The sequence below is a fragment of the Hydrogenophaga defluvii genome, assembly GCF_042665235.1.
GTDB classification, from domain to species: domain Bacteria; phylum Pseudomonadota; class Gammaproteobacteria; order Burkholderiales; family Burkholderiaceae_C; genus Hydrogenophaga; species Hydrogenophaga defluvii_A.
This window is the reverse complement of record NZ_JBHTBZ010000034.1, coordinates 13,638-36,275: the sequence shown is the minus strand read 5'-3', so window position 1 is coordinate 36,275 and position 22,638 is coordinate 13,638. Positions and strand designations below refer to the sequence as shown.

Sequence of the window (22,638 nt, the reverse complement as noted above, 5' to 3'; positions counted from 1 at the left end):
ATTCAGGGGCGCCAGCGCACCAACAGCCAGTAGCTCGGGTCGGTGTCTTTTCTGGCCAGACCGAGAGCGGCCGCCACCAGGCTCCAGCGCCGGTCGGCCGATTCCCAGCCCCACGCCACCGCCGCGCCCCAGCCCGCTGGCCTGGGCAGGGTGTTGTCGGCATCGGCCCAGCGTGTGCCGCGCCACGTGGCGCGCAGCAGGGCGAAATGGCGTGGGCCCAGTGCGTAGGTGGTTTGTGCGAGCACCGTGTGGCGGGCGAAGTCGGGCAGTTGCAGACCCTCCCGGCCGGGTGCGGTGTTGCGGGCTTGGGTATGGATGTAGCTGCCCAACAGGCTCCAGCGTGGCGACAGCACCCGATTGATGCTGGCCGACCATTCGCGGAGATCGCCGCTGGCAAACAGCGCGTTGCCCTCATGGTGGGACAGCGTGGTTTGTGAGTTCAACCGCACCGGCGCGATGGAGGTGACGGCATCGAGCATGGCGCCGGCGTCTTGTGCGTACAGCCGACCGGCGCTGTTGGTGGCGTTGCGCACTTGCAGGTCTTGTGCGCGCAGGCCCAGGAAGGTGGCGGCGTCGATTTGCCAGTCGAGCTGCAGCACGTTGCGCCGGGCGTAGCTGCCGGGCAGGGTGTGGGTGTTGTCGAGCGCGATGCCACCCGTCTGGGTGGGGGACAGCGTGTGTGTGCCCGGTGCCCTGATGTGCTGTTGGTGCGCCCAGTGCAAGGCGCGCGCCGCGCCCCAGCGGTAGCTCAGGCCGGCGCGGGGCAGTGCCTTGGAGGGCGCCCGGTAGGCCTGCGACTGTGGGCTCACAAGGTCTTCGTTGGTGAGGCTGTCGGTGAAGCGGTCGAGTTGTGAGAAGCGCAGGCGTGGCCAGTAGGCCTCCAGCGCCAGGCTCCAGGGGCCGCTGCGCCACTCGCCGGCCACCCAGGGCATGTGGTAGTCGGCGGTGTTCGTGCGTGGGCTGGCCACCAGCGGGTCGCTGATGTTGCTGTGCACGGTCTGCCGCACCGCCTCCCAGCCCAGGCTCAGGCGGTGTGGCCCGAAGAGGTGGGTGTGGCGCAGAAACTGCCCATGCTCGCGCGAGTGGAAACGGTAGTCCTGCGGGCCCCACTGCATGTCGTCGAGCGTCAGCGCCGAGCGGCTGTGAGCCCCATGCAGCTTGAACCAAGTCTGGGCGTGGCTGCCCCAGCGCCACGACAGGCCGGCATCCAGCCGTTGGGCGCGGTTGCGCGCCACGTCACCCAAACTGACGCCGTTGCCCAAGTCCAGGGGCGTGTCGAACTGGTAACGCAGGGGCGTGGTGTTGGCCAGCACAAACAGCGCCAGGCGCTCGGTGGGGCGCATGCCCACTGCCAGGTCCAGCCCCGGCGAGCTGAGGCGGTATTGGGTGGCGGCCGGGCCCTCGCGCGGCCGGTACTCGACGTCGGACGCGCGCAACAGCCACGCGGTGGGCGACGGTGCCAGGGTCAGGCCACGCCAGCTCAGATCGGTGGTGAGTGTGTGCCGCAGGCTTTCTTGCCCCACGCTGCCCGCCATGGACACCTGTTGCTGAGGTTGCAGCATCAGCGGCGGCAACTTTTCTGACGCACCGAGCGCCAGCGGGTCGGTCAGGTAGCCCTGGAACAGCTCGGACTTGCGGTCGTGGTCATTTTCGGCGCGGTCGGCCAGGAAGAAGTGGCTGCCGCCCCACAGCGGGTAGTACGACGCCTGGGCATAGGCGCGTGCCCAGTGTTCTAGCCCAAAGTCGCCGAGAGCCTTGCCCAGGTTGGTCGAGCCTTGGCTGTCGGTGGCCAGGGCGTTGAGCGATTTGAGGTAGGGCAGGCGCACCAGCGCTTCGCGCGATGCGGCAATGGCCTCGGCCGGACGACCCTGGTCGTTGAGCACGGTGGCCCGCATTTGCCAGGGCAGGGGGTCCAACGGGTCGGCCAGGCTGGCACGCGCCAGCGAATCCAACGCCGCGTTCACATGGCCCAGTTGCAGTTCGGCCACCGCCAGCCAGACCTGAGCGCGGGCGTGGCGCGGTTCGATGAGTGTGGCCTTGAGCAGTTCCTGACGTGCGCGTTCCGGGTCGCCGGCCCGCAGCGCCACCTGGCCGGCGCTGGCCAGGCTCAGGTAGTCGTCGCCGGTGTGTTGCAGGGCGCGTTCCAGCAGCGCGCGTGCCGGCGCCAGTTGCCAGGCTTCGGCCAGCGCGGTGGCCCGTTCGCCCATCACCGGTGGGTGGTTTGGGTGTTCTTGGTCGGCTTGCGCCAGCAGTTGCAGGGCCTGGGTGAGGTCGCCGCGCTCACCGAGCGCGCTGCCCCAACGGGCCAGCAGTTGTGCACGCAGTGGGGCATCGTCGGCGGGCACCTGGTCCACCGCTTGCCGGTAGCGGGTCAGCGCGTCGTCGCCCCGGCCTTGCAGGCGCAGCAGCTCGGCTTGTGCGGCCAGCAGTTCGGGGGCGTTGGGATGGCGCTGCAGCGCCTGGTCGAGCAAGCTTGCGGCGCCGTCGGTGTCGTCCAGTGCCAGCAGCAGTTCGGCGCGGCGCGCGGCCACGCGGGCTTCGGCGTGTTGGTCCCAGCGCTGGCCCAGCAGGGCTGCCGCAGCGGCCGGGTCGCCGGCCTGGGCCAGCAGGTCGGCCCGCAACAGGTGCAACACCTCGGGGGCATCGGGTTCGCGCAAGCGGGTGTCGACCAGGGCGCGGGCGCGGGCAAGGTCGGCGCCCGCCAGCGTCTGTGCGATGGCGGCCAGCGCCGGGTCAAGGGGCGTGGCGCGGAATTCGCGGTAGCGCGTGGACGCCACTGGCCACGCCGCCACCCATTGCACGCGTTCGCGCGGGCGCACCAGCATGCGTTTGATGGGCGCCTGGCCGGGCCGCACTTCGGCCTGCTCGGACGCGCCCACCACCACCGAGCCTTGTGGGTTGCTCACGTCAATTTGGCCGGACAACACCGTGAGCAAGGTCCGGCCATCGGCATCCACTTCCACGTCCCAGTCGGTGCCCCGCACGGCGGCCACGGCGGCGGGTGTGCGAAGCTCCAGGTCCGCCGGTTCGCGTTTGGTGCGCGACCACAGTCGGCCCACGCTGAGTTCGAGCGCTGTTTTGCCCTGGGGCTGCGGGTTCAGCCGCAACAGCGACAGCGGCCCCAGGCGCAGCTGGGTGCGGTCGGCCAGCAGCAAAGCAGCCGACGACTGCGCCAAGGTGCGCATGTCGGCGCCGGTGTCCAGCGTCTGGCGCAGTTGCGCCGCTTGCCAGGGGCTGCTGGCGGCGGGACGGCTCTCACCTTGGCCGCTGAGGCTGACGATTTCGGCCGCTGGCTGCGCCCACGCGCTGCCCATGCCGCCCCAGAAAACCGCAACCAGCCAGGGGGTGTGTTTGTGGCGCATGGCCCAACGATAGGGCAGCTCAGGGCGGCAGGCAAGCGCCGCCGCCGGGCGGGAGTGCGAAGTAAAAACAACTGCCTTCGCCGGGCGTGCTTTCGGCCCAGATGTGGCCGCCGTGGCGCTCCAGGATGCGGCGGCACAAGGCCAGGCCAATGCCGGTGCCTTCGAACTCGCTGGCGCGGTGCAGGCGCTGGAACACACCAAACAGCCGGTGTGCCTGCCGGGGCTCGAAGCCCACACCGTTGTCGCGCACCCAGTACACACAGCCCCGCTCCGCATCGGGATGCCAGCCCACCTGCACCACCGAGCGCTCGCGCTGGCGCGAGTACTTCAGCGCGTTGCTCAGCAGGTTGTCCCACACCTGGCTGATCAGCAGCGGGTCGCCCAGCACCGCCGGCAAATCGGGTGCGATAGCCCAGTCCACCTGCTGGGCGCCTATGTCATGGGTCAGGCGGTTGATGCTGGCGCTGACCTGGGTGGCCATGCCCACTTCGCGCTTTTGCAGCGGTGCCAGGCCCAGCCTCGAAAAGGCCAGCAGGCCTTCGATGAGCGCGCCCATGCGCTGGGCGGCGTCTGCAATGGTGTTGAGGTGTTTGCGGGTGGTGTCGTCGGCCTGCTCTGCCAGGTGCTCTTGCAGGATGGCGATGAAGCTCGTGATGTGGCGCAGCGGCGCGCGCAAGTCGTGCGAAACCGAGCTGGAAAACGATTCGAGATCGCGGTTGGCTTCCAGCAATTGGCGGGTGCGATCCTGCACGCGCACTTCCAAGGTCTGGTTCAGATCCTGGAGCAATTCCTGCAGGCGGCGCACCTCGGTCATGTCGCGAGTGAGGGCCGAAAAACCCAAGGGTTCGCCATCGGCGCCACGCAGCGCGGTCAGCACCGTGTGACCCCAGAAGCGGCTGCCATCCTGGCGCTGTCGCCAGCCCGTGCTTTCGAATTGCCCAAACAGCGCGGCCCGCTCCAGCGCCAGCTCGGCGTCCAGGCGTTCGTCCTCGCGCACATCGGGGGCGTCGAAGCGGCGCGCGTCGGTGCCCAACACGTCGTAGGCGGCGTGGCCCAGCAGCCGTTCGGCACTGGATGTCCACTCGCTCACGCGGCCCTCGGTGTCCAGAAAATACACAGCGTGGTCGCGCAGCCCATCCAGCATCAGGCGCAGGCGGCGTTCGCCATCCGAGAGGTGCTCGCCCAGGGGCTGTGTGGGCTGCGTGAGCGGTGCCGCCGGGGCATCGGGCAGGCGTTCTGCGCTGATATCGGCGATGTGGCAGTACAGCCCCAGCACGCGATCACCGTCCACATCGGGCACCAGTTGCCCGCTGGCCACCCAGTGGCCACGTTGGGCATGGCCCACCCGCGCCTCAAAGGCCTGTGGCACGCCGCGCAAGGCCTGTGCCAGCCCGGGCAGCATGGCCTCCAGCAGCTCGGGCACAAACACCTGTTGCACCGCCAGGCCCACCGCGCTGTCGGCCGGGTGCGGCAGGTGGCGCAGCTGCGCGTGGTTGGCGTAGTGGCACACCAGGTGGTGATCGAAATAGCTCACCAAACCCGGCAGGTGATCCAGCACCCGGGTCAGAAACCCGGCCCCACGCAAGCGCTCGTTTTCGGCCGCCGACAGCGCTGCCGCCGGCTCGTTGAACAGCTCGGTGAAAAAGTCCTCGGGCAGGTGATCGGCTGCTTCGGGCAGGCTCATGTGAGCGACTGTAACCGACCCTCCGCCGCGTCAAAACCTTGGCAGATCCGCGAACTTGAGCTGCCCGCCCCGCACCAGTTCCTTGCCGTATTCGGCGCAGCGGTGTAGCGTGGGGATGACTTTGCCGGGGTTGAGCAGTTCGGCGGCATCAAAGGCGCGTTTGATGGCGAACATCTGTTCGTTCTCGGCGGCGCTGAACTGCACACACATGCTGTTGAGTTTTTCCACGCCCACACCGTGTTCGCCGGTGACGGTGCCGCCCATGGCCACGCTGGTTTCCAGGATGTCGGCGCCGAACAACTCGCAGCGGTGCAGCTGGTCGGGGTCGTTGGCGTCGAACAGGATCAGCGGGTGCAGGTTGCCGTCACCCGCGTGGAAGACGTTGGCGCAGCGCAGGCCGTATTTCTTTTCCATCTCGGCAATCGCCAGCAGGATGTCGGCCAGGCGCTTGCGCGGGATGGTGGAGTCCATGCACATGTAGTCGGGGCTGATGCGCCCGCTGGCGGGGAAGGCGTTCTTGCGCCCGCTCCAGAACTTCAGGCGCTCGGTCTCGCTGTTGCTCACCGCAATGGCGGTGGCACCGCAGCCACGCAGCACATCGCTCATGCGGCCGATTTCCTCTTCCACCTCCTCGGGCGTGCCGTCGCTTTCGCACAGCAGGATGGCTTCGGCCGTGAGGTCGTAGCCGGCATGCACAAAGTCTTCCACGGCGGCGGTCATGGGTTTGTCCATCATCTCCAGCCCGGCCGGGATGATGCCGGCGGCAATCACCGCCGCCACCGCATCGCCGGCTTTGCGCACGTCGTCGAAGCTTGCCATGATGCAACGCGCCAACTGCGGCTTGGGCACCAGTTTGACGATGACCTCGGTGGTCACGGCCAGCATGCCTTCGCTGCCGATGAGCAGGCTCAGCAGGTCGTAACCGGGCACGTCCAGCGCATCGCTGCCAAACTCGATGGGTTCGCCTTCGACGGTGAAGCCGCGCACCTTGAGCACGTTGTGCACGGTGAGGCCGTACTTGAGGCAGTGCACGCCGCCGGAGTTCTCGGCCACGTTGCCGCCGATGGTGCAGGCGATCTGGCTGCTGGGGTCGGGCGCGTAGTACAGGCCAAAGGGCGCGGCGGCCTCGCTGATGGCGAGGTTGCGCACGCCGGCTTGCACGATGGCGGTGCGCGAGACCGGATCGACCTTCACGATTTTGTTGAACTTGGCCAGCGACAGCGTGACGCCCAGCGGGTGTGGCATGGCGCCGCCGGAGAGGCCGGTGCCCGCGCCGCGTGCCACCACCGGCGCGCCCACCGCGTGGCAGGCCTTGAGCACCGCGGCCACTTGCGCCTCGGTTTCGGGCAGCGCCACCACCAACGGGCGCTGGCGGTAGGCGGTCAGACCGTCGCATTCGTAGGGCGTGGTGTCCTCGTCGCGCCACAGCAGGGCGTGGGCAGGCAGGGCGGCCTGCAGGGCGGCCACGATCTGGCGCTGGCGCGCGGCGGTGTCCTGAAGGGCGGCGGGGTCGGCGACGGTGTTCATGGCGGGCAGTTTAGGCCAAGGTCGCGGCGCATGGTGTTGAAGAAAACCATGGCCTCTTGAAATCTTCTTGGGTCGTCGCTATTTGATGTGTACAGGGCAGCGATGCCTGCCTGGCCAGGGCAAATCACCATTGTTTTCACTCAAGCACTGAGGAGTTTGTCATGAACCAACTGATCGCCCGTTCCGGCTTGCTGGACGACTTTTTCAAGGACGTTGCGCCCGGCTTTTTTGTCAAGCCGCTGCACGGCGAAGGGCTGCCGGCCCAGATCCGTGTCGACGTGAAGGAGACGCCTGAGGCCTACCAGCTTTCGGCCGAAATTCCGGGGGTGAACAAGGAGGACATCCATGTTCACATCGACGGCAACATGGTCAGCTTGCGTGCCGAAGTGAAACAACAGGACGCCCAGACCGACAACGGCAAGCTGCTGCGCAGCGAGCGGTATTACGGTGCGGTGTCGCGCAGCTTTCAGCTGCCGGTGGACATCGACAACACCACCGCGCGGGCACGCTACGACAACGGCATCCTCAACCTCACGCTGCCCAAAAAGGGCGCCAGCGTCAGCCAGCGGCTGGCGGTGGAGTGATCAGAGGGGCCCACCGCCGGGCCGTGGGGGCTAGAGGGCCTTTGTGATCCAGTCCGCAAACGCCGCGCATTCCCAGCGGTCCATGTTGCCGGGGCGCCAGCACAGGTAGTGCGCGTGGGGGCTGGGCACGTTGCGGTCGAACAGGCGCACCAGGGTGCCGTTTTGCAGCCAGGGCGCGCCCAACTTCAGCCGCACCAGGGCCACGCCCAGGTGGTAGGCGGCGGCGTCACACATCAGGCCCACGTCGTTGAACTGCGAGCCGTCGCTGGGTTCGGGCCAGTCGAGTTCGTGGGCGGCAAACCAGGTGCGCCAGGGCTCCAGCGGCGAACACAACAGGGGCACCGCCTGCAGATCCTGGGTGTTCTCGAAGGGGCCATGTTCTTCGATGAAGGCGGGTGAGGCCAGCGGCGTCACCTCGTCTTTGAGCAGGCACACGTGCTCCACATCGGTGTAACGCCCCACACCAAAGCGGATGGTCAGGTCGGCGTCTTCGGCCACCACATCGAGCTTGGGGATGCTGACCTGGTGCAGCACCAGGTCCACTTCCGGGTGCAGCTGGGCAAACTGCTTGAGGCGTGGCATCAAGATGCTGCGCGCAAAGGTGCTGGTGACGGCCACCCGCAGTTTGCGACGGCCACTGCCGCGCGCGCTGCTGGGGAATTTTTGCAGCGTGGCCAAGCCATCGCACACGTGGGCCAGGTACTCGACCCCTTCGGGCGTGAGCGAAAAATCCGCCCGCGCAAACAGCGGCGTGCCCAGGATTTGCTCCAGCTGCTTGACGCGGTGGCTCACCGCGCTGGGCGTCACGTGCAGCTCTTCCGCCGCCTGCGTCACGCTGCGCAGGCGCGCCAGCGCCTCGAATGTCAGCAGGCACTGGATGGGCGGAATGCGTATCGCCATTACTTGAAAATCACCGTTTTGTGGCCGTTCAAAAGCACCCGGTGCTCGCTGTGCCATTTCACGGCGCGCGCCAGCACCTGGCTTTCGGTGTCGCGACCCATGGCTGTCAGGTCTTCCACGGTTTTGCTGTGGTCGGCGCGGGCCACGTCCTGCTCGATGATGGGGCCTTCGTCCAGGTCGGCCGTCACGTAGTGGGCGGTGGCGCCGATCAGCTTCACGCCACGGTCGTGTGCCTGGTAGTAGGGCTTGGCGCCCTTGAAGCTGGGCAGGAAGCTGTGGTGGATGTTGATCGCTCGGCCCGCCAGCTTTTTGCACAGGTCGTCGCTGAGGATTTGCATGTAGCGCGCCAGCACCACCAGCTCGGCCTGTTCGTTCTGGATGATTTCGAACTGCTTGGCCTCGGCCTGCGCCTTGGTGGCCGCCGTCACCGGGATGTGGTGGAAGGGCACGTTGTAGCTGGCCGCCAACTGGTAGAACTCGCGGTGGTTGCTGATGATGGCGCGGATGTCCAGCGGCAGCAGGCCACTTTTCCAGCGGAACAGCAGGTCGTTGAGGCAGTGCCCTTCCTTGCTGACCAGCAGCACGGTGCGCATGGGCGCGCTCAGGGGGTGCAGTCCCCAGTTCATGCTGAAGCCATCGGCAAACTGGGCCAGTTGGGTGCGCAGCGTTTCTTTGCTCAGCTGGTCGCAGGCGAATTGCACCCGCATGAAAAACAGGCCGGTGTCGTGGTCGTTGTACTGGGCGGCTTCTTCGATGTTGCCGCCGCGCTCGAACAGGAACCCCGACACCGCGTGCACGATGCCGGGCCGGTCGGGGCAGGACAGGGTGAGGACATAGGTGTGTTGCATGGGGCGTGATTGTCGCAGGGTGAGGAAACGCTCCCCCCGCGCCGCCTTTGGCGTCATCCCCCAGGGGGCGATGCCGGCCGACTGGCAGAGCCAGATCGGCGGCATCCCCGGCCGCTGACCCGTGCGTGCCCAAAGTGCCACAATGGCCGACGTTCCAATGTTTTCACCGCAGGAGACACCCATGGCCTACAACGATTTCCGCATGGACAACCACTGGTTGCCGTTCACCCCCAACCGCGGCTTCAAGGACGACCCCCGGGTTTTTGTCGCCGCCGACGGCATGCACTTCACCACCCACGACGGCCGCCAGGTCATCGACGGCATTTCCAGCCTGTGGTGCGTGGGCGCCGGCCACAACCGCAAGCCCATCAACGAAGCCATCAAGAAGCAGCTCGACACGCTGGACTACGGTACTGCTTTCAACGTCACCAACGACAAGGCTTTCCGCGCGGCGGAAATGATCGCCGCCATGGCGCCGGGTGATCTCAACAAGGTGCTGTTCTGCAACTCGGGCTCTGAAGCCGCCGACACCTCCATGAAGGTGGCACTGGCCTACCACCGCGCGCGCGGCGAAGGGCACCGCAATGTGTTCATTGGCCGCGAGCGTGGCTACCACGGCGTGGGGTTCGGTGGCATGAGCGTGGGCGGCATCCCGGCCAACCGCAAGGCCTTTGGCACCGCGCTGCTGCCGCGGGTGGACCACCTGCGCTTCATCCACGACCCGGTCAACCACGCCTACATCCACAACGCGGAGCCGGTGTGGCAGGAAGACATCCTGACCGAGCTGGAAAACCGCATCCTGCCCCTGCACGACCCGAGCAACGTGGCCGCGGTGATCGTGGAGCCCGTGGCCGGCAGCGCCGGCTGGTACCTGCCGCCCCAGGGCTACTTGAAGCGCCTGCGCGAGATTTGCGACAAACACGGCATCTTGCTGATTTTTGACGAGGTCATCACCGGCTTTGGCCGCATGGGCACCAACTTTGCGGCCGACTTTTACGGTGTCGTGCCCGACATGCTCAACTTCGCCAAGTGCGTGACCAACGGCGTCATCCCGCTGGGCGGCGTGATCTGCCGCGACCACATCTACGAAACGATGATGGGCGCGCACAGCAAGGCGCCCGAGCACGCCATCGAGTTCTTCCACGGCTACACCTACAGCGGCCACCCCGTGGCTTGCGCGGCCGCCATCGCCACGTTGGAACTGTTCCAGCAGGAAAACCTGTTTGCGCGCGCCGGCGAGATGGGCAAAGTGTTGGGTGACGCCATGCACAGCGCCCTCAAAGGCTTGCCCAACGTCATCGGCATCCGCAGCCTGGGTCTTGCCGCTGTGGTGGAGCTCGCGCCCGTTCCCGGTCTGCCCGGCAAACGCGCCTTCGACGTCTTCATGGATTGCTACCACAAGGGCGTGCTGGTGCGCAGCGCCGGCGACAACCTGGTGTTCGCTCCGCCCTACATCGTCGAGAAATCGCACATCGAGACCATGGTCTCGGTGTTGGCCGACGCGGTCAAGGCACGGGCCTGATCAAGGCGCCGGAGGTTTGCCCCAGCGCCGACGCAGCTCGGCGCAGTGATCTTGTGGGGCGGTCGCCGGGGTGATCCACAACCGGTCAACACCCAGACGCGCGTTGGCGTCGGGTGGGCCACTGTGCATCACCACCACCCAACTGTCCGCGTGGTCCCGAGCCGACCAGTGGGCTGGCACCCCCACGCTGCGCCGCACGTGCTCGGTGCCGGCGACCAGCACCACCACCCCGCTGGCGCTGGCGGCTTGCGCCATGGTCTGAGCCATGCTCAGGTCGCGCGCGATTTGGATGCGTGCCATGGGTGTCAGTTGGCTCGCTGGCAGCAGGCCGCAGTGGCCGTCGCGGATGTTGTCGCGCTGGCGCGCCAGGGCCTGCGGCGTCAGCCGCGCGTCCAGCGAAGCATCGGCCATCGCCGCCCGCATTTCGTTGCGAGGCAGGTTGCCACCAAGCACGGGCACACCAGCGCGCACGGCCGTCATCACCACCGGGCCATAGCGCGTCCAGGGCCAACCAGCGTCGTCCCACGCCAGTCGGGACCGAACATCCGCCTCCGTGGCATCGGTGGCCAAGCCCCGGGTGTGGGTACCTCGCGCTGCCATTTCCAGCACCAGCGCGGTCAAACGCCCGGAATGCGCCAGGTGGGCCACGGTGGCGCGCTCAAGCGCCTGATGGGCGTCGGCGTCGTGCTGTTCACCCAGCAACAGCAGGCGCGCGGGCGCCAGGTTGCGCAGTGTGGCTGGCACGTCGGCGGGGGACATCATGGCGCCCAGGGGCTGGTGGGCGGCACAGCCTGCCATGGCGAGGGCCAGCAGCAGGCACGGAAGGTGCGTCATGACGCGAAGGCGTTTCATGGTCCGATACTATCGGGGCAGTCTGGCGGTGCGCTGCCGCCGTCCCTTTGATTTCCCCTGTACTTCATGATGTTTTCGCGTGCCCCGCGCGTGGGTTTTGCTGTTCGTGTGTTGGGCACATTGGCCCTGGCTGCGGCCGCCGCCGTGATGTGTGTTCGGCTGCACACCCCCATTCCCTGGATGCTCGGGCCCTTGGTGGTCACCGCTGTGGCCTCGTTGGCCGGGGCACGTACCGCCAGTTGGGCGCCCTTGCGCAACGGTGGGCAGTGGGTGATTGGCACCGCGTTGGGGCTGTACTTCACGCCGCAGGTGGGCACGCTCGTGGCCGGGCTGTGGTGGGCGATTGCGCTGGGCATCGCCTGGGCGCTGGTGCTGGGCTGGGGCTTTGGGCGGTGGTTGCAGTGGGTTCACGCGCGCCATCTGGTTGACGTGTCGCCCGCCGGCTTGCGTGCCACCACCTACTTCTCGGGGGCCATCGGTGGAGCTTCCGAAATGACCCTGCTGGCCGAGCGCGCCGGTGCCCGCACCGATCTGGTGGCGTCTGCCCACAGCCTGCGCGTGCTGATGGTGACCATTTGCCTGCCCTTCGGCATGCTGTTCTGGGGCGTACATGGGCTGGACCTGTCGCCGCCCGCCATCCGCGACGTGTCCGGGACCGGGTTGCTGTTGCTGGCCACGCTCACCTTGGCAGGTGCACTGGTGGCACAGCGCCTGGGGCGCGCCAACCCCTGGTTCATGGGGGCGTTGCTGGTGACCATGGGGCTGACACTCAGCGGTCAGGTGTTGTCGGCCATTCCCACGGCGGTGTCCAACGCCGCGCAGCTGGCGATTGGTGTCAGCCTCGGCGTGCGCTTCACCCCGGTTTTTTTGCACACCGCACCGCGCTGGCTGGGCTCGGTGGCGCTGGCATCGGTGGTGATGATGGCCATCTGCGCCGTGTTTGGCTGGGGCCTGGCGCGGCTGATCGGGCAGCACCCCGCCACCTTGATCCTGGGCACCTCGCCGGGCGGCATTGCCGAGATGTCCATCACCGCCAAGGTGTTGCAGCTCGGTGTGCCGGTGGTCACGGCATTTCAGGTGTGCCGTCTGGTGGCGGTGCTGGTGTTGGCCGAGCCCCTGTACCGCTGGTGGACGGCGCGTTCGCCGCTTTGATACAGAAACAACAACGCCGGCACGGGGCCGGCGTTGTTGTGGGGCGAAAGGCGTGTCAATGCATCACGACGGGCATTTGGGCCAGCACCGCATAGCCTTCCAGCGTGTCTTCCACCTCCTCTTGGCTGGGGGTGTTCTGTTGCCAAGCGCTGATGCGCTGCTGGAACATTTCGGCCCACGAACCATCGAGGTAAATTTCTTTGCCCGAGCGCTTGTCCACGATTTCAAAGCCGTGGCGGGCCAACTGCGGGCCGGCGGGCGTGGCGTCGTTGTCCATCAACGCGTCGGCCTGGATGTGGACCACCGCGAAGGATTCAGAGTCGTAGAGCATGTGCATGGATGAAATGTCCTTGAAACTCGACCAATCTGCTGACGGGATGCTGATGTCCTTTGCAGGGATATCGGCATTCAGCATACCGGCTATATGGGCCGTTCGGCGGAAATTTCAAGTTCCCGGCGGGATCATGGGGTAATCAGTCGCTGGTCGGCCACATTGCCGTTGGCCTCCTGCAGGCGCATGCGCACCGGCAGGTGGCCCAGCGCGGGCGCCAGCCACACGTCCACCGTGGTGTCGACTTCTTTGCGCGGCAGGCGGCGCAGGTGCAGTGTGGCCAGGTCGCCATGGGGCAGCGCAATGGTTTCCGTGCCCTTCACTTCGAAGACCCAGGTTTCCGAATCGCGCACCCCGCTGGTGGGCATGTGGATGGTGTGCCCGGCCGGAAAACGCTCGGGCCGCGCGTGCACCAAGCCGGCGAGCTGCATAAACACGCTCAAGCGGTCCTGGTGTCCGGGCAGCAAGGGGGCGTCAGGCGTGTTGGCGCTGTAGCGGATGCGGGCGCCCGCTTCGTCGAAATGAGCCGCACGTTCGCTGCGGGTTTTTTCTGAAAAACGTTGCGGGTGTATGCCATGGCGGCCCAGCCGGCCTTCGCTGAGCTGCACCCGGCTGCCCAGAAAAGGCATGGCCACCGCCATGTGCAGGCGGTAGCGCTCGCCATCGTGTTGCCAGTCCAGGGTGCCGTTGAGGGTTTGGCGCACACCCCGGTATTCCACGGCCACGTCGTAGTTCAGGCGGGCGGTGGGTGGTGGCGAAAAGGGCACCGCTGCGGGCTCTGCCGCAGGTGGGCCACCGTCCCCTGACGTTGCGGCGACCACGTCCTCCGCCACCGGTGTGCTTGCCACGGTCTCGACCGAAGGGGCTTCGGGCAGGGCCTCGGCGGTGACGGATTCGTCAGGTGCCGCCACCGGCTCAGGTGTGGGTGTGGTGGGCACCAGCGATGCGGGCGCGGTGGATGGCTGAGCGCGGGGGCGTGCCACCTGTCGAGGGGCGCGCGGTACCGTTGGCGCAGGGCTGGTCGCCACAGCGGGCGCGAGGGACACGGTGCGTGTCTGCAAGGGGCGCGGCGCGTTCAACGGCGGCGGTGCATCGGACGCGGGCAGCAAAGGCGAGGCCAGCAGCCAGGCGTGCGCGGCCAGCACCGCGCCGGCCAGGCTGGCCAGGCGCCAATGGGCAGAACGTGGAGCGCAAGCGTGCATGGTGGCCCATCTAGAATACCAAACGACCTGCTTGGAGCCCCATGAAAATCGCCACCTACAAGGACGGCTCGCGCGACGGCCAACTGGTTGTTGTCTCGCGCGACCTCAGCACCGCCCACTACGCCACCGGTATCGCCAACACCCTGCAGCAGGCGCTGGACGACTGGAACTTCATCGCCCCGCAGTTGCAGGATTTGTATGTCACGCTCAACCACGGCAAGGCGCGCCACAGCTTCAACTTCGACCCGCGCCTGTGCGCCGCGCCCTTGCCGCGCGCCTTCCAGTGGGCCGACGGTTCGGCCTTCATCAACCATGTGGAGCTGGTGCGCCGCGCGCGTGGCGCCGAGGTGCCGGCCAGCTTCTACACCGACCCGCTGATGTACCAGGGTGGCAGCGACGACCTGCTGGGCGCTTGCGACCCGGTGGTGGTGCCCAGCGAAGCCATGGGCATCGACTTCGAGGCGGAGATCGCCGTCGTCACTGGCGACGTGCCCATGGGCGCTGACGCCGATGCGGCCCTGGCCGGCGTGCGCCTGCTGATGTTGGCCAACGACGTCAGCCTGCGCAACCTCATCCCCAACGAGCTGGCCAAAGGCTTTGGTTTCTTCCAGAGCAAGCCCGCCACCGCCTTCAGCCCGGTGGCCGTCACGCCCGACGAGCTGGGCGATGCCTGGCAGGGTGGGCGCGTGCACCTCACGGTGCAAAGCACGTGGAACGGCCGCAAGGTCGGCATGTGCGACGCCGGCCCCGACATGACCTTCCACTTCGGTCAGCTCATCGCTCACATCTGCAAAACACGCCGCGTGCGCGCCGGCTCCATCGTGGGCAGCGGCACCGTGAGTAACCCGGGTTTTGAGCAGGATGGCCGCATGGAATGGCCCAAGGGCTACAGCTGCATCGCCGAAAAACGCGCCATCGAAACCATCCAGGACGGCGCACCCAAAACCGAGTACATGCAATTCGGCGACACCATCCGCATCGAGATGAAGGGCAAAGACGGCCAGAGCATTTTTGGCGCCATCGATCAGGAGATCGCACCGCTGAACGCTGGCTGACGCGTATCATTTCCAGCGCACCCACACTTTCGCGAGGAGGCGAACCATGGCGCTGATGGATTTCATCAAAAAGCAGTTCATTGACATCATTCAATGGACGGAAGAGGGCGATGGGACGCTGGCCTGGCGTTTTCCCATGCGCGACATGGAAATCCAGAACGGCGCTTCGCTCACGGTGCGCGAGTCGCAACTGGCGGTGTTCGTCAACGAAGGCCAGGTGGCCGACGTGTTTGGCCCCGGCATGTACAAGCTCACCACCCAGACGCTGCCGGTGCTGACCTACCTCAAGAACTGGGACAAGCTGTTCGAGTCGCCGTTCAAGAGCGATGTGTATTTCTTCAGCACCCGCCAGCAGGTGGACCAGAAGTGGGGCACGCCCCAGCCCATCACCGTGCGCGACCCCGACTTTGGTGCCGTCCGCCTGCGTGCCTTTGGCAACTACGCCTACCGCGTGGCCGATCCCAAGCGCTTCCACACCGACATTTCGGGCACACGCGAGACCTACACCGTGGCCGATCTGGACGGCCAGCTGCGCGGCCTGGTGTTGCAGAACATCAGCAACGCCATCGCGTCCAGCGGCATCGCATTTCTGGACTTGGCGGCCAACCAGCTGGCTTTCGCCCAGGCACTGAGCACCCAGCTTGCGCCCGAGTTCGAGAAGATCGGCCTCAAGCTCGAAGGCATGACGGTGCAGAACGTGTCGCTGCCCGAAGAGCTGCAGAAAATCCTGGACCAGAAAATTGGCATGGGCATGGTCGGCAACGACATGGGCAAGTTCATGCAGTACCAGACGGCGCAGGCCATCCCCAAGTTTGCCGAAGGGGCGGGCGGTGGCAGCGGCATTGCCGGTGACGCCATGGGCCTGGGCGCCGGCGTGGCCCTGGGCCAGGTGTTGGCGCAAAACCTGGCGCAAGGCCTCAACCCGGCCGCCCAGCCGCCGGCCGCTGCGGCCGCCGCGCCAGTGGGTGTCAAACCCGACGAGGTGATGGCGCTGCTCGAAAAGCTGGCCGACCTCAAGGCCAAGGGCATCCTCACGGCCGAGGAATTCGACGCCAAAAAGGCCGAGCTGCTGAAGAAGCTGGTCTGACGGTCTGTTTTGTCTGTGGCCGACACCAACGCCCAGCGCAGCTACCGCGCGCCCTGTCCGGGGTGTGGTGCGCCGGTTGAATTTCGCAGCGCCCAGTCCACCCACGCGGTGTGCGGCTTTTGCCGCTCCACCGTGGTGCGCGAGGGCGACCACCTGGCCCGTCTGGGCAAAATGGCGGATGTGTTCAGCGACTTCAGTCCGCTGCAATTGCTGGCCAGCGGGCGCTGGGCTGAACGTGGATTCACCGTGGTGGGACGCCTGGCCTACCGCTACGAGGGCGGCAGCTGGACCGAGTGGCAGATCGCTTTTGACGACGGTGGCACCGGCACGCTGAGCGAGGACAACGGTGCTTTTGTGTTCAGCGAGCCGCTGGACGCCGGGCGCGACCTGCCCGACCCCGCGCACCTGCGCGTGGGCGCGCAGACCGCCATCAACGGCGCCACCTACATAGTGGCATTCAACCAGCCGGTGTCGCTGGCGGCGGCCGAGGGCGAGTTGTCTCACCTGCCGCCCATTGGACAGCCCTTTGCTTTGGTGGAATTGCGCAGCGCCAGTGGCGAGGTCTGTGGTCTCGACTGGGGCACCCAGCCGCCCGGCGCGTCGCTGGGGCGCGAGGTGCGGCTCGAAGACCTGGCGCTCCAGGGGCTGCGCAGCGAATCCACTCGGGACGACAAGGGCCGCCACTTCAATTGCCCGCATTGCGGCGCGCCGGTGGACGTGGCACTGGAGCAGAGCCAAAGTGTCACCTGCGCTTCTTGCAACAGCATCATCGATCTGAGTGCGGGCCTGGGGCACGAGCTGCTCAAGGCCGCGCAAGACGAACCGGTGCGCCCGCTCATTGCGCTGGGCAGCAGCGGCCAGTTGCAGGGGGTGCATTGGCAGGTGGTGGGTTTCCAGCACCGCATGGGCCAGGCGCCGGGCGATGACGAGCACTTTGGCTGGAGCGAGTACCTGCTGTTCAACCGCAAGCGCGGGTTTTGCTTCTTGGTCGACGCAGAGGACGGTTGGAGCGTGGTCAAACCCACCACCGGCGCACCCGTCATGACCGGCAACGGCCAGAACGCGAGCTACCTGGGCACCCACTACAAACTGCAATACGCCTACAACGCCGAAACCACCTACGTGGCCGGTGAGTTTTACTGGAAGGTCGAGCGCGGGCAGAAAAGTTTCCACCGCGATTTCGCCCATGGCCCGGCCTTGTTGTCCCTGGAGCAGACGCAGAACGAACTGACTTGGTCCAGCGGCAACCGCCTCAGCGCCGATACCGTGGCCAAGGCCTTTGGCCTGGCGGCGCAAAAAGGACTGTTTGAACGCGCCGATGCCTCGCCGGTGAGTCAGAGCGTGGGCAGCAACTTCCGCACCTTTGTCATCATCGTCGTGGTGCTCGTTCTGCTGTCCATGCTAGAAAGCCGCTGCAGCAGCTGCGATCCGGCGGTGGAAAACTGCAGCAGCAGCTACCGCAGCTCGGGCGGTTCGTTTGGCGGCTGGTCCAGCGGTGGGGGCCACAAATGAACGTTTCAACAACTTTTTGACTGGAGGTCCACATGGGCATGGAATGGTTGAGAGCCGGTGCCGTTTTTGGCTCCATCTTGTACGCGCTGATCGGCGTGCTGGTGTTCTGGCTCAGCTTCATCGTCATCGACAAAATCACGCCTTACAACCTGTGGGAAGAGCTGGTGGAAAAGCAGAACGTGGCCTTGGGCGTGGTGGTGGGCGCCATGTGCCTGGGCATCTCGGTCATCGTCGCTGCAGCGATTCATGGGTAGTTCCGAGCGCGCCCCGCCGCGCCCGGTCGAAGTAGCGCTGCTGGCCAGCGTGTTTGTGGTGGCGGCCTGTGGGCTGGTGTACGAACTCGCGGCCGGCGCCCTGGCGTCTTATGTGCTGGGCGACTCGGTGCTGCAGTTCTCCACCGTCATCGGCACGTATTTGTTTGCCATGGGCATCGGCTCGTGGCTGTCGCGGTTTTTTGAGCGCCAGTTGCCGGCGCATTTCCTGCGCATTGAACTGCTGGTCGCACTGATCGGTGGGCTGCTGCCGGCCACGCTGTTTCTGGCCAACGCGTTTGTGCCCGACAGCTTCCGTTTCCTGCTCTACGGCCTGGTGCTGGTGGTGGGCACGTTGGTGGGGCTGGAGATCCCGCTGGTCATGCGCATCCTCAAGCGCAACGTGGCGCTCAAAGACCTGGTCTCGCAGGTGCTCACCTTCGACTATCTGGGCGCACTGGCCGTGTCCATCGCCTTCCCACTGTGGCTGGTGCCACAGCTGGGCCTGGTGCGCACCGGGCTGCTGTTTGGGCTGATGAACGCGGCTGTGGCGCTGTGGGCCTGGTGGCTGTTTCGCCACGAGCTGCCGCACCGCCTGGCCCACCTGGCCGCTGCCGTGTTGACGCTGGGCGCGCTCACCACCGGCTGGTTCGGCGCGCAGCAACTCACCACCTTGGCCGAAGACCGCTTCTACCAGGACCGCATCGTGTTGGCCGAGTCGTCTGACTGGCAGCGCATCGTGTTGACACACGGCCGCGCCGGCCACCGGCTCTACCTCAACGGCAACCTGCAGTTTGCCGAGCGCGACGAGTACCGGTACCACGAGGCCCTGGTGCACCCGGCCATGGCCGCTTTTGCGCAGGGCGGCGGCACACCGCGCCGCGTGGCGGTGCTGGGTGGTGGCGACGGCATGGCGGTGCGCGAGGTGCTGCGTTACCCCGGTGTCGAGTCCGTTGCCCTGGTGGAGTTGGACCCGCACATGACGCGCCTGTTCTCGCAGAACCCGGCGCTGCGCGCGCTCAACGCTGACGCCCTGCATTCGCCCCAGCTCAGCATCGTCAACACCGACGCCTTCAAGTGGCTGGAGCAGGACGGCGACAGCTTCGACGTCATCGTGGTGGACTTCCCCGACCCCACCAATTTTTCCATTGGCAAGCTCTACACCAACGCCTTTTTTGCCAGCCTGCAACGGCGCCTGTCGGCCAGCGGTTTTGCGGTCATGCAGACGACCTCGCCGCTGGTGGCGCGCCAGAGCTTCTGGACCGTGGTGACCACCATGGAGTCGGTGGGCCTGCGCACCGCGCCCTACCACGCCCACGTGCCCAGTTTTGGCGAATGGGGCTTTGTAATTGCCAGCCGCCGGCCCTACACGCCCCCTGCGCAGTTGCCGCCAGGCCTGCGCTTCCTCACGCCCGAGACGCTGCGCCTGCTGTTCGATTTTCCGGCCGACATGGCCCGCGTCCCCGCCGAGGTGAACCGCCTGTCCAACCAGGTGCTGGTGCACACCTACGAGCAGGAATGGGGCCGGGCGCTGCCGTGACACGCCACATGACGCTGCGTCGGCGCGACTTGTTGGGTGCTGCGGGCGCGTTGGCCTTGGCGGGTTGTGGCGAAACACCCGAGACCACCGGCGGTTTTGTGGGCACCCATCCCGAGCGCGGCCATGTGCTGCGCGAGCCCACCACACGAACGCCAGACAGCACCCGCCGCACCCGCGTGCTGATCGCCGGCGGCGGTGTGGCCGGCCTGGCCGCCGCGCGCGCACTTCGGCTGGGTGGTGTGGACGACTTTGCCCTGTTGGAGCTGGAAGACCAAGCCGGCGGCAACGCCCGCGCCGGCCTCATGGACGGCCTGGCCTGCCCGCTGGGCGCGCACTACCTGCCACTGCCCGGTGACAACGCCCATGAGGTGCAAGACCTGCTGGAAGAACTCGGCCTGCGCCAGCGGGTGGCCGGCCGGTGGGTGTACGACGAACGCCACCTGTGCCACAGCCCGCAGGAGCGGCTGTTTTTTCAGGGCCAATGGCAAGAAGGCCTGCTGCCCTTGGACGGTGTGCCGCCCGACACCCTGGCGCAGTACCGCCGTTTTGCCCACCTCGTGCGCGGGGCGATGGCGCAGACGCGGTTTGCCATGCCCACGTTGCGTGCGCCCATCACACCGTTGACGCAGGCCTTGTCGGGCCAGACCTTTGCGCATTGGCTCGACGGCGAAGGGTTGACCGACCGTCACCTGCGCTGGTACCTCGACTACGCCTGCCGCGACGACTATGGTGCGGGCACCGCCGTGGTATCGGCCTGGGCCGGTTTGCACTACTTTGCCAGTCGGCACGGCTTTCACGCGCCGGGTGAGCGAGACACCGACGCGGAGCCGGTGCTCACCTGGCCCGAAGGCAACGCCTGGCTGACGCAGCGCCTGGCCTTGTCCTGCGCCGAACGCATCCACACGGGGCGCACGGTCCTGCGCATCGAGGCGCACCCACACGGCGTGGCGTTGGATGCGCTGGACCACGCCACAGGGCACACTGAACGCTGGCTGGCCGAGCGTTGTGTGGTGGCCTTGCCGGTGTTGGTGGCGTCGCGTGTGTTGCAGAACCCGCCGGACTTTGTGCGTCAGGCCACACAGCGTCTGACGTATGCACCGTGGCTGGTGGCCAACCTGCGCTTGCGCGCGCCGCTGCGCGACCGGCCTGGCGCACCCCCCAGCTGGGACAACGTGTTGTTTGGGAGCGCCGGCCTGGGCTATGTGGACGCGAGCCACCAGTCGCTCAACCCACGCCGGGGCGCCACGGTGCTGACCTGGTACCTGCCGCTGGGCGACGCCGCTGCGGCGGCGCGGCGTGCCTTGCTGGACAAGCCCTGGACACACTGGCGCGACCAGGCGCTGGCCGAGTTGTCTGTGGCCCACCCCGACCTGCGTGAACCGTTGCAGCGCGTGGACATCACCCGCTACGGCCACGCCATGGCCATGCCCACGCCGGGCGCGCAGGTGGTGTGGCCCACACGCGCGGGCCGACTGCACTTTGCGCACAGCGACTGGTCGGGCTATTCGGTGTTTGAGGAGGCCTTCACGCGCGGGCACTTGGCGGGCGCTGCCATCGCTGGGTTCAAGGGCTGACGCTGCCGCGCTGCAACGCCTGCTGCTGCACCTGCTCTGCATCGAACAGCACCAGCAGCGATGACAACAGCTGGTGCGCCTTGGCCGAATGGTCGGCGCCCAGGTTGCAGACGTAGACGTCCAGCGTGGCGCCGCGCTGCTCGGGCCAGGTGTGCACACACAGGTGGGATTCGGCCAGCAGCACCGTGGCCGTCACGCCGCCGGGGCCTTGTGTTGTGGCGGGGAAGGTGTGTGCGAGTTGCGCCACCGATTGCAGGCCAGCCGTTTGCACCAAAGCCACACAACGCGCCAGCAGTCGGTCGGCGTCGGTCAGCCAGGTGCCGTCGCAGCGGCAGCCGCGCAAATCGGCGGTGAGGTGCAGGCCGTCCACGGCAACCTCAGGTGGCGTACACCGTGTCCAGCGAGGCGAAGCCCTTGACCTCGATCGGGTTGCCAAAGGGGTCGCGGAAGAACATGGTCCACTGTTCGCCGGGCTGGCCGGCAAAACGCAGCTGGGGCGGCAGCACGAAGTCGGTGCCGGCGGCGCTCAGGCGGTCGGCCAGCGCCTGCCAAGTGGCTTGTTCCAGGATCAGGCCGAAGTGTGGCATGGGCACCAGCTTGTCGCCCACGTGGCCGGTGTTGGCGGTGGGGAAGGGCTGACCCAGGTGCAGCGAGATCTGGTGGCCGAAGAAATCGAAATCCACCCAGGTGTCGGTGCTCCGGCCCTCGGTGCAGCCCAGCACACCGCCGTAAAAGCGGCGCGCGGTGTCGAGGTCGGTGACATTGAAGGCGAAGTGGAACAGGCTGCGTGGGGTGTTCATGCGCCCAAGGATAGCGCAGCCTGTGCTGCGCTCAGCGCTGTGTCGGGTCGGCGGCCTTCTGGTCGAACTTCACGAAATACTGGCGCGCCATGGCCACCAGTTGGGCGTCGGTGGGGTGGTCGGCCGTCACCACGTCGACAATGGCTTTGTCCACGGCGTGGGCGTGGTGTTTGCAGAAGTCGCGGAACTCGATCTTGGCGTTGGCCGGGCCGGTCACCAGCACTTCGCTCACGCCTTGCAGGGCCTGGGCAACTTCTTCAAAAAAGGCCTTGTCGGCGCCCACGTGGCCGTGTTTGGGGGTGTGCTGGCTGCGTGCCTTGACGCGCTGGGCTTCAACGTGCTCGCGGTCGAACATCAACACGTGGGCTTGGGTGTGGTCGATCCAGACAACGGCGTGGAAAGTGGTCATTCAATGGGCTCCTGTTTCAACAAAAAAATCGGGTCACATCTTGGGGGCGTTCACGCCGCCTTGGGCGTGTTCGGCCTTGTCCTGGCAGGCCACGCAGCGTTGAGCGGTGGGGTTGGCGTGCAGGCGGGCGGTGGCGATCGACACGCCGCAGTCCACACACAGGCCGTAGCTGCCGTCGGCGATGCGCTTGAGTGCGGCGTCGATGGCCACCAGCTCGGCGGATTCGCGTTCTTCGAGCGCGATGCTGAGGTCGCGTTCGGCATCGGCCTGCGCCCAGTCATCGCCCACGTTGTCGCGCGCTTCGGCTGCGGCTTCGGCGCGGCCAATGCGCCCGCCGCGCTGGGCGCGCAGCTGGGCCAACACATCGCTGCGCATCTGGCGCAACTGGTCGCCAAAGGTGTCGGATATCGGGGTGCTCATCGGGTCTCCTGAAGGTGTTTGCTGCT

General features: G+C 66.8%; 21 protein-coding genes. 9 read left to right on the top strand and 12 right to left on the bottom strand.

Features of this window, described 5'->3' with window-relative positions; genetic code table 11:
• Window positions 1-2: 2 nt before the first annotated feature.
• Genes ACFQU0_RS12505 through ACFQU0_RS12495 form a run of 3 tightly spaced genes read right to left on the bottom strand, consistent with a single transcriptional unit; the run spans window position 3 to window position 6,573 of the window.
• Window positions 3-3,362: a tetratricopeptide repeat protein gene (locus ACFQU0_RS12505; RefSeq protein ID WP_382201232.1), complete on the bottom strand. Its 3,360-nt coding sequence runs from the start codon at window positions 3,360-3,362 to the stop codon at window positions 3-5.
• 19 nt (window positions 3,363-3,381) lie between these two features.
• Window positions 3,382-5,046 (bottom strand): sensor histidine kinase, encoded by a 1,665-nt coding sequence (locus ACFQU0_RS12500; RefSeq protein WP_382201229.1) that lies wholly within the window; start codon window positions 5,044-5,046, stop codon window positions 3,382-3,384.
• Window positions 5,047-5,076: 30 nt separating this feature from the next.
• Window positions 5,077-6,573, bottom strand: a complete 1,497-nt coding sequence (locus tag ACFQU0_RS12495; RefSeq protein WP_382201227.1) for an FAD-linked oxidase C-terminal domain-containing protein — start codon at window positions 6,571-6,573, stop codon at window positions 5,077-5,079.
• Window positions 6,574-6,734: 161 nt separating this feature from the next.
• Between ACFQU0_RS12495 and ACFQU0_RS12490 the strand changes: the two genes are divergently transcribed.
• On the top strand, window positions 6,735-7,157 hold the full coding sequence (locus tag ACFQU0_RS12490) for an Hsp20/alpha crystallin family protein (RefSeq protein ID WP_382201225.1): 423 nt from the start codon (window positions 6,735-6,737) through the stop codon (window positions 7,155-7,157).
• Window positions 7,158-7,187: 30 nt separating this feature from the next.
• Here the strand turns inward: ACFQU0_RS12490 and ACFQU0_RS12485 are convergent, their stop codons facing one another.
• Entirely contained in the window at window positions 7,188-8,057 is an 870-nt protein-coding gene (locus ACFQU0_RS12485) for a LysR substrate-binding domain-containing protein (RefSeq protein WP_382201222.1), read from the bottom strand.
• Window positions 8,057-8,905: a formyltetrahydrofolate deformylase gene (gene purU / locus ACFQU0_RS12480; protein ID WP_382201220.1), complete on the bottom strand. Its 849-nt coding sequence runs from the start codon at window positions 8,903-8,905 to the stop codon at window positions 8,057-8,059. Before purU ends, ACFQU0_RS12485 begins: the two co-directional genes overlap by 1 nt.
• A 181-nt stretch (window positions 8,906-9,086) precedes the next feature.
• Between purU and aptA the strand changes: the two genes are divergently transcribed.
• Window positions 9,087-10,427 (top strand): omega-aminotransferase AptA, encoded by a 1,341-nt coding sequence (gene aptA, locus ACFQU0_RS12475; protein ID WP_382201218.1) that lies wholly within the window; start codon window positions 9,087-9,089, stop codon window positions 10,425-10,427.
• On the opposite strand, the gene ACFQU0_RS12470 is transcribed toward aptA, so the two are convergent.
• Window positions 10,428-11,279 carry a ChaN family lipoprotein gene (locus ACFQU0_RS12470; protein WP_382201216.1) on the bottom strand — a complete coding sequence of 284 codons (852 nt, stop codon included), beginning with the start codon at window positions 11,277-11,279 and terminating at the stop codon, window positions 10,428-10,430. It lies immediately after the preceding gene.
• Window positions 11,280-11,348: 69 nt separating this feature from the next.
• On the opposite strand from ACFQU0_RS12470, the gene ACFQU0_RS12465 reads away from it, so the two are divergent.
• The gene (locus ACFQU0_RS12465; protein WP_382201397.1) at window positions 11,349-12,431 is read left to right on the top strand and encodes an AbrB family transcriptional regulator; all 1,083 of its coding nucleotides are present in this window, start codon (window positions 11,349-11,351) and stop codon (window positions 12,429-12,431) included.
• 55 nt (window positions 12,432-12,486) lie between these two features.
• Here ACFQU0_RS12465 and ACFQU0_RS12460 read toward each other — a convergent pair whose 3' ends face one another.
• The gene (locus ACFQU0_RS12460) at window positions 12,487-12,768 is read right to left on the bottom strand and encodes a BTH_I0359 family protein (protein WP_382201213.1); all 282 of its coding nucleotides are present in this window, start codon (window positions 12,766-12,768) and stop codon (window positions 12,487-12,489) included.
• 125 nt (window positions 12,769-12,893) lie between these two features.
• Window positions 12,894-13,964, bottom strand: a complete 1,071-nt coding sequence (locus ACFQU0_RS12455) for a DUF3108 domain-containing protein (RefSeq protein WP_382201211.1) — start codon at window positions 13,962-13,964, stop codon at window positions 12,894-12,896.
• A 41-nt stretch (window positions 13,965-14,005) separates the two neighbouring features.
• Here ACFQU0_RS12455 and ACFQU0_RS12450 point away from each other — a divergent pair, with 41 nt between their 5' ends.
• Genes ACFQU0_RS12450 through ACFQU0_RS12425 form a run of 6 tightly spaced genes read left to right on the top strand, consistent with a single transcriptional unit; the run spans window position 14,006 to window position 20,983 of the window.
• Window positions 14,006-15,019, top strand: a complete 1,014-nt coding sequence (locus tag ACFQU0_RS12450; RefSeq protein ID WP_382201209.1) for a fumarylacetoacetate hydrolase family protein — start codon at window positions 14,006-14,008, stop codon at window positions 15,017-15,019.
• A gap of 46 nt (window positions 15,020-15,065) precedes the next feature.
• Window positions 15,066-16,106, top strand: coding sequence for an SPFH domain-containing protein (locus ACFQU0_RS12445; RefSeq protein WP_382201207.1), 1,041 nt, complete (start codon window positions 15,066-15,068; stop codon window positions 16,104-16,106).
• Window positions 16,107-16,121: 15 nt separating this feature from the next.
• The gene (locus ACFQU0_RS12440) at window positions 16,122-17,618 is read left to right on the top strand and encodes a DUF4178 domain-containing protein (protein WP_382201205.1); all 1,497 of its coding nucleotides are present in this window, start codon (window positions 16,122-16,124) and stop codon (window positions 17,616-17,618) included.
• Window positions 17,619-17,650: 32 nt separating this feature from the next.
• Window positions 17,651-17,872 carry a DUF350 domain-containing protein gene (locus ACFQU0_RS12435; protein WP_382201203.1) on the top strand — a complete coding sequence of 74 codons (222 nt, stop codon included), beginning with the start codon at window positions 17,651-17,653 and terminating at the stop codon, window positions 17,870-17,872.
• Window positions 17,865-19,409, top strand: a complete 1,545-nt coding sequence (locus ACFQU0_RS12430; RefSeq protein WP_382201201.1) for a polyamine aminopropyltransferase — start codon at window positions 17,865-17,867, stop codon at window positions 19,407-19,409. Before ACFQU0_RS12435 ends, ACFQU0_RS12430 begins: the two co-directional genes overlap by 8 nt.
• A gap of 8 nt (window positions 19,410-19,417) precedes the next feature.
• Window positions 19,418-20,983 (top strand): FAD-dependent oxidoreductase, encoded by a 1,566-nt coding sequence (locus ACFQU0_RS12425; RefSeq protein WP_382201199.1) that lies wholly within the window; start codon window positions 19,418-19,420, stop codon window positions 20,981-20,983.
• On the opposite strand, the gene ACFQU0_RS12420 is transcribed toward ACFQU0_RS12425, so the two are convergent.
• Genes ACFQU0_RS12420 through ACFQU0_RS12405 form a run of 4 tightly spaced genes read right to left on the bottom strand, consistent with a single transcriptional unit; the run spans window position 20,973 to window position 22,612 of the window.
• Window positions 20,973-21,353: an S-adenosylmethionine decarboxylase family protein gene (locus ACFQU0_RS12420; protein ID WP_382201197.1), complete on the bottom strand. Its 381-nt coding sequence runs from the start codon at window positions 21,351-21,353 to the stop codon at window positions 20,973-20,975. The genes ACFQU0_RS12425 and ACFQU0_RS12420 overlap by 11 nt on opposite strands.
• 7 nt (window positions 21,354-21,360) lie before the next feature.
• Window positions 21,361-21,783 (bottom strand): VOC family protein, encoded by a 423-nt coding sequence (locus ACFQU0_RS12415; RefSeq protein ID WP_382201195.1) that lies wholly within the window; start codon window positions 21,781-21,783, stop codon window positions 21,361-21,363.
• A gap of 31 nt (window positions 21,784-21,814) precedes the next feature.
• The gene (locus tag ACFQU0_RS12410; RefSeq protein WP_382201192.1) at window positions 21,815-22,192 is read right to left on the bottom strand and encodes a hypothetical protein; all 378 of its coding nucleotides are present in this window, start codon (window positions 22,190-22,192) and stop codon (window positions 21,815-21,817) included.
• 33 nt (window positions 22,193-22,225) lie between these two features.
• Window positions 22,226-22,612 (bottom strand): TraR/DksA family transcriptional regulator, encoded by a 387-nt coding sequence (locus ACFQU0_RS12405; RefSeq protein ID WP_382201190.1) that lies wholly within the window; start codon window positions 22,610-22,612, stop codon window positions 22,226-22,228.
• Between the last annotated feature and the right edge of the window lie 26 nt (window positions 22,613-22,638).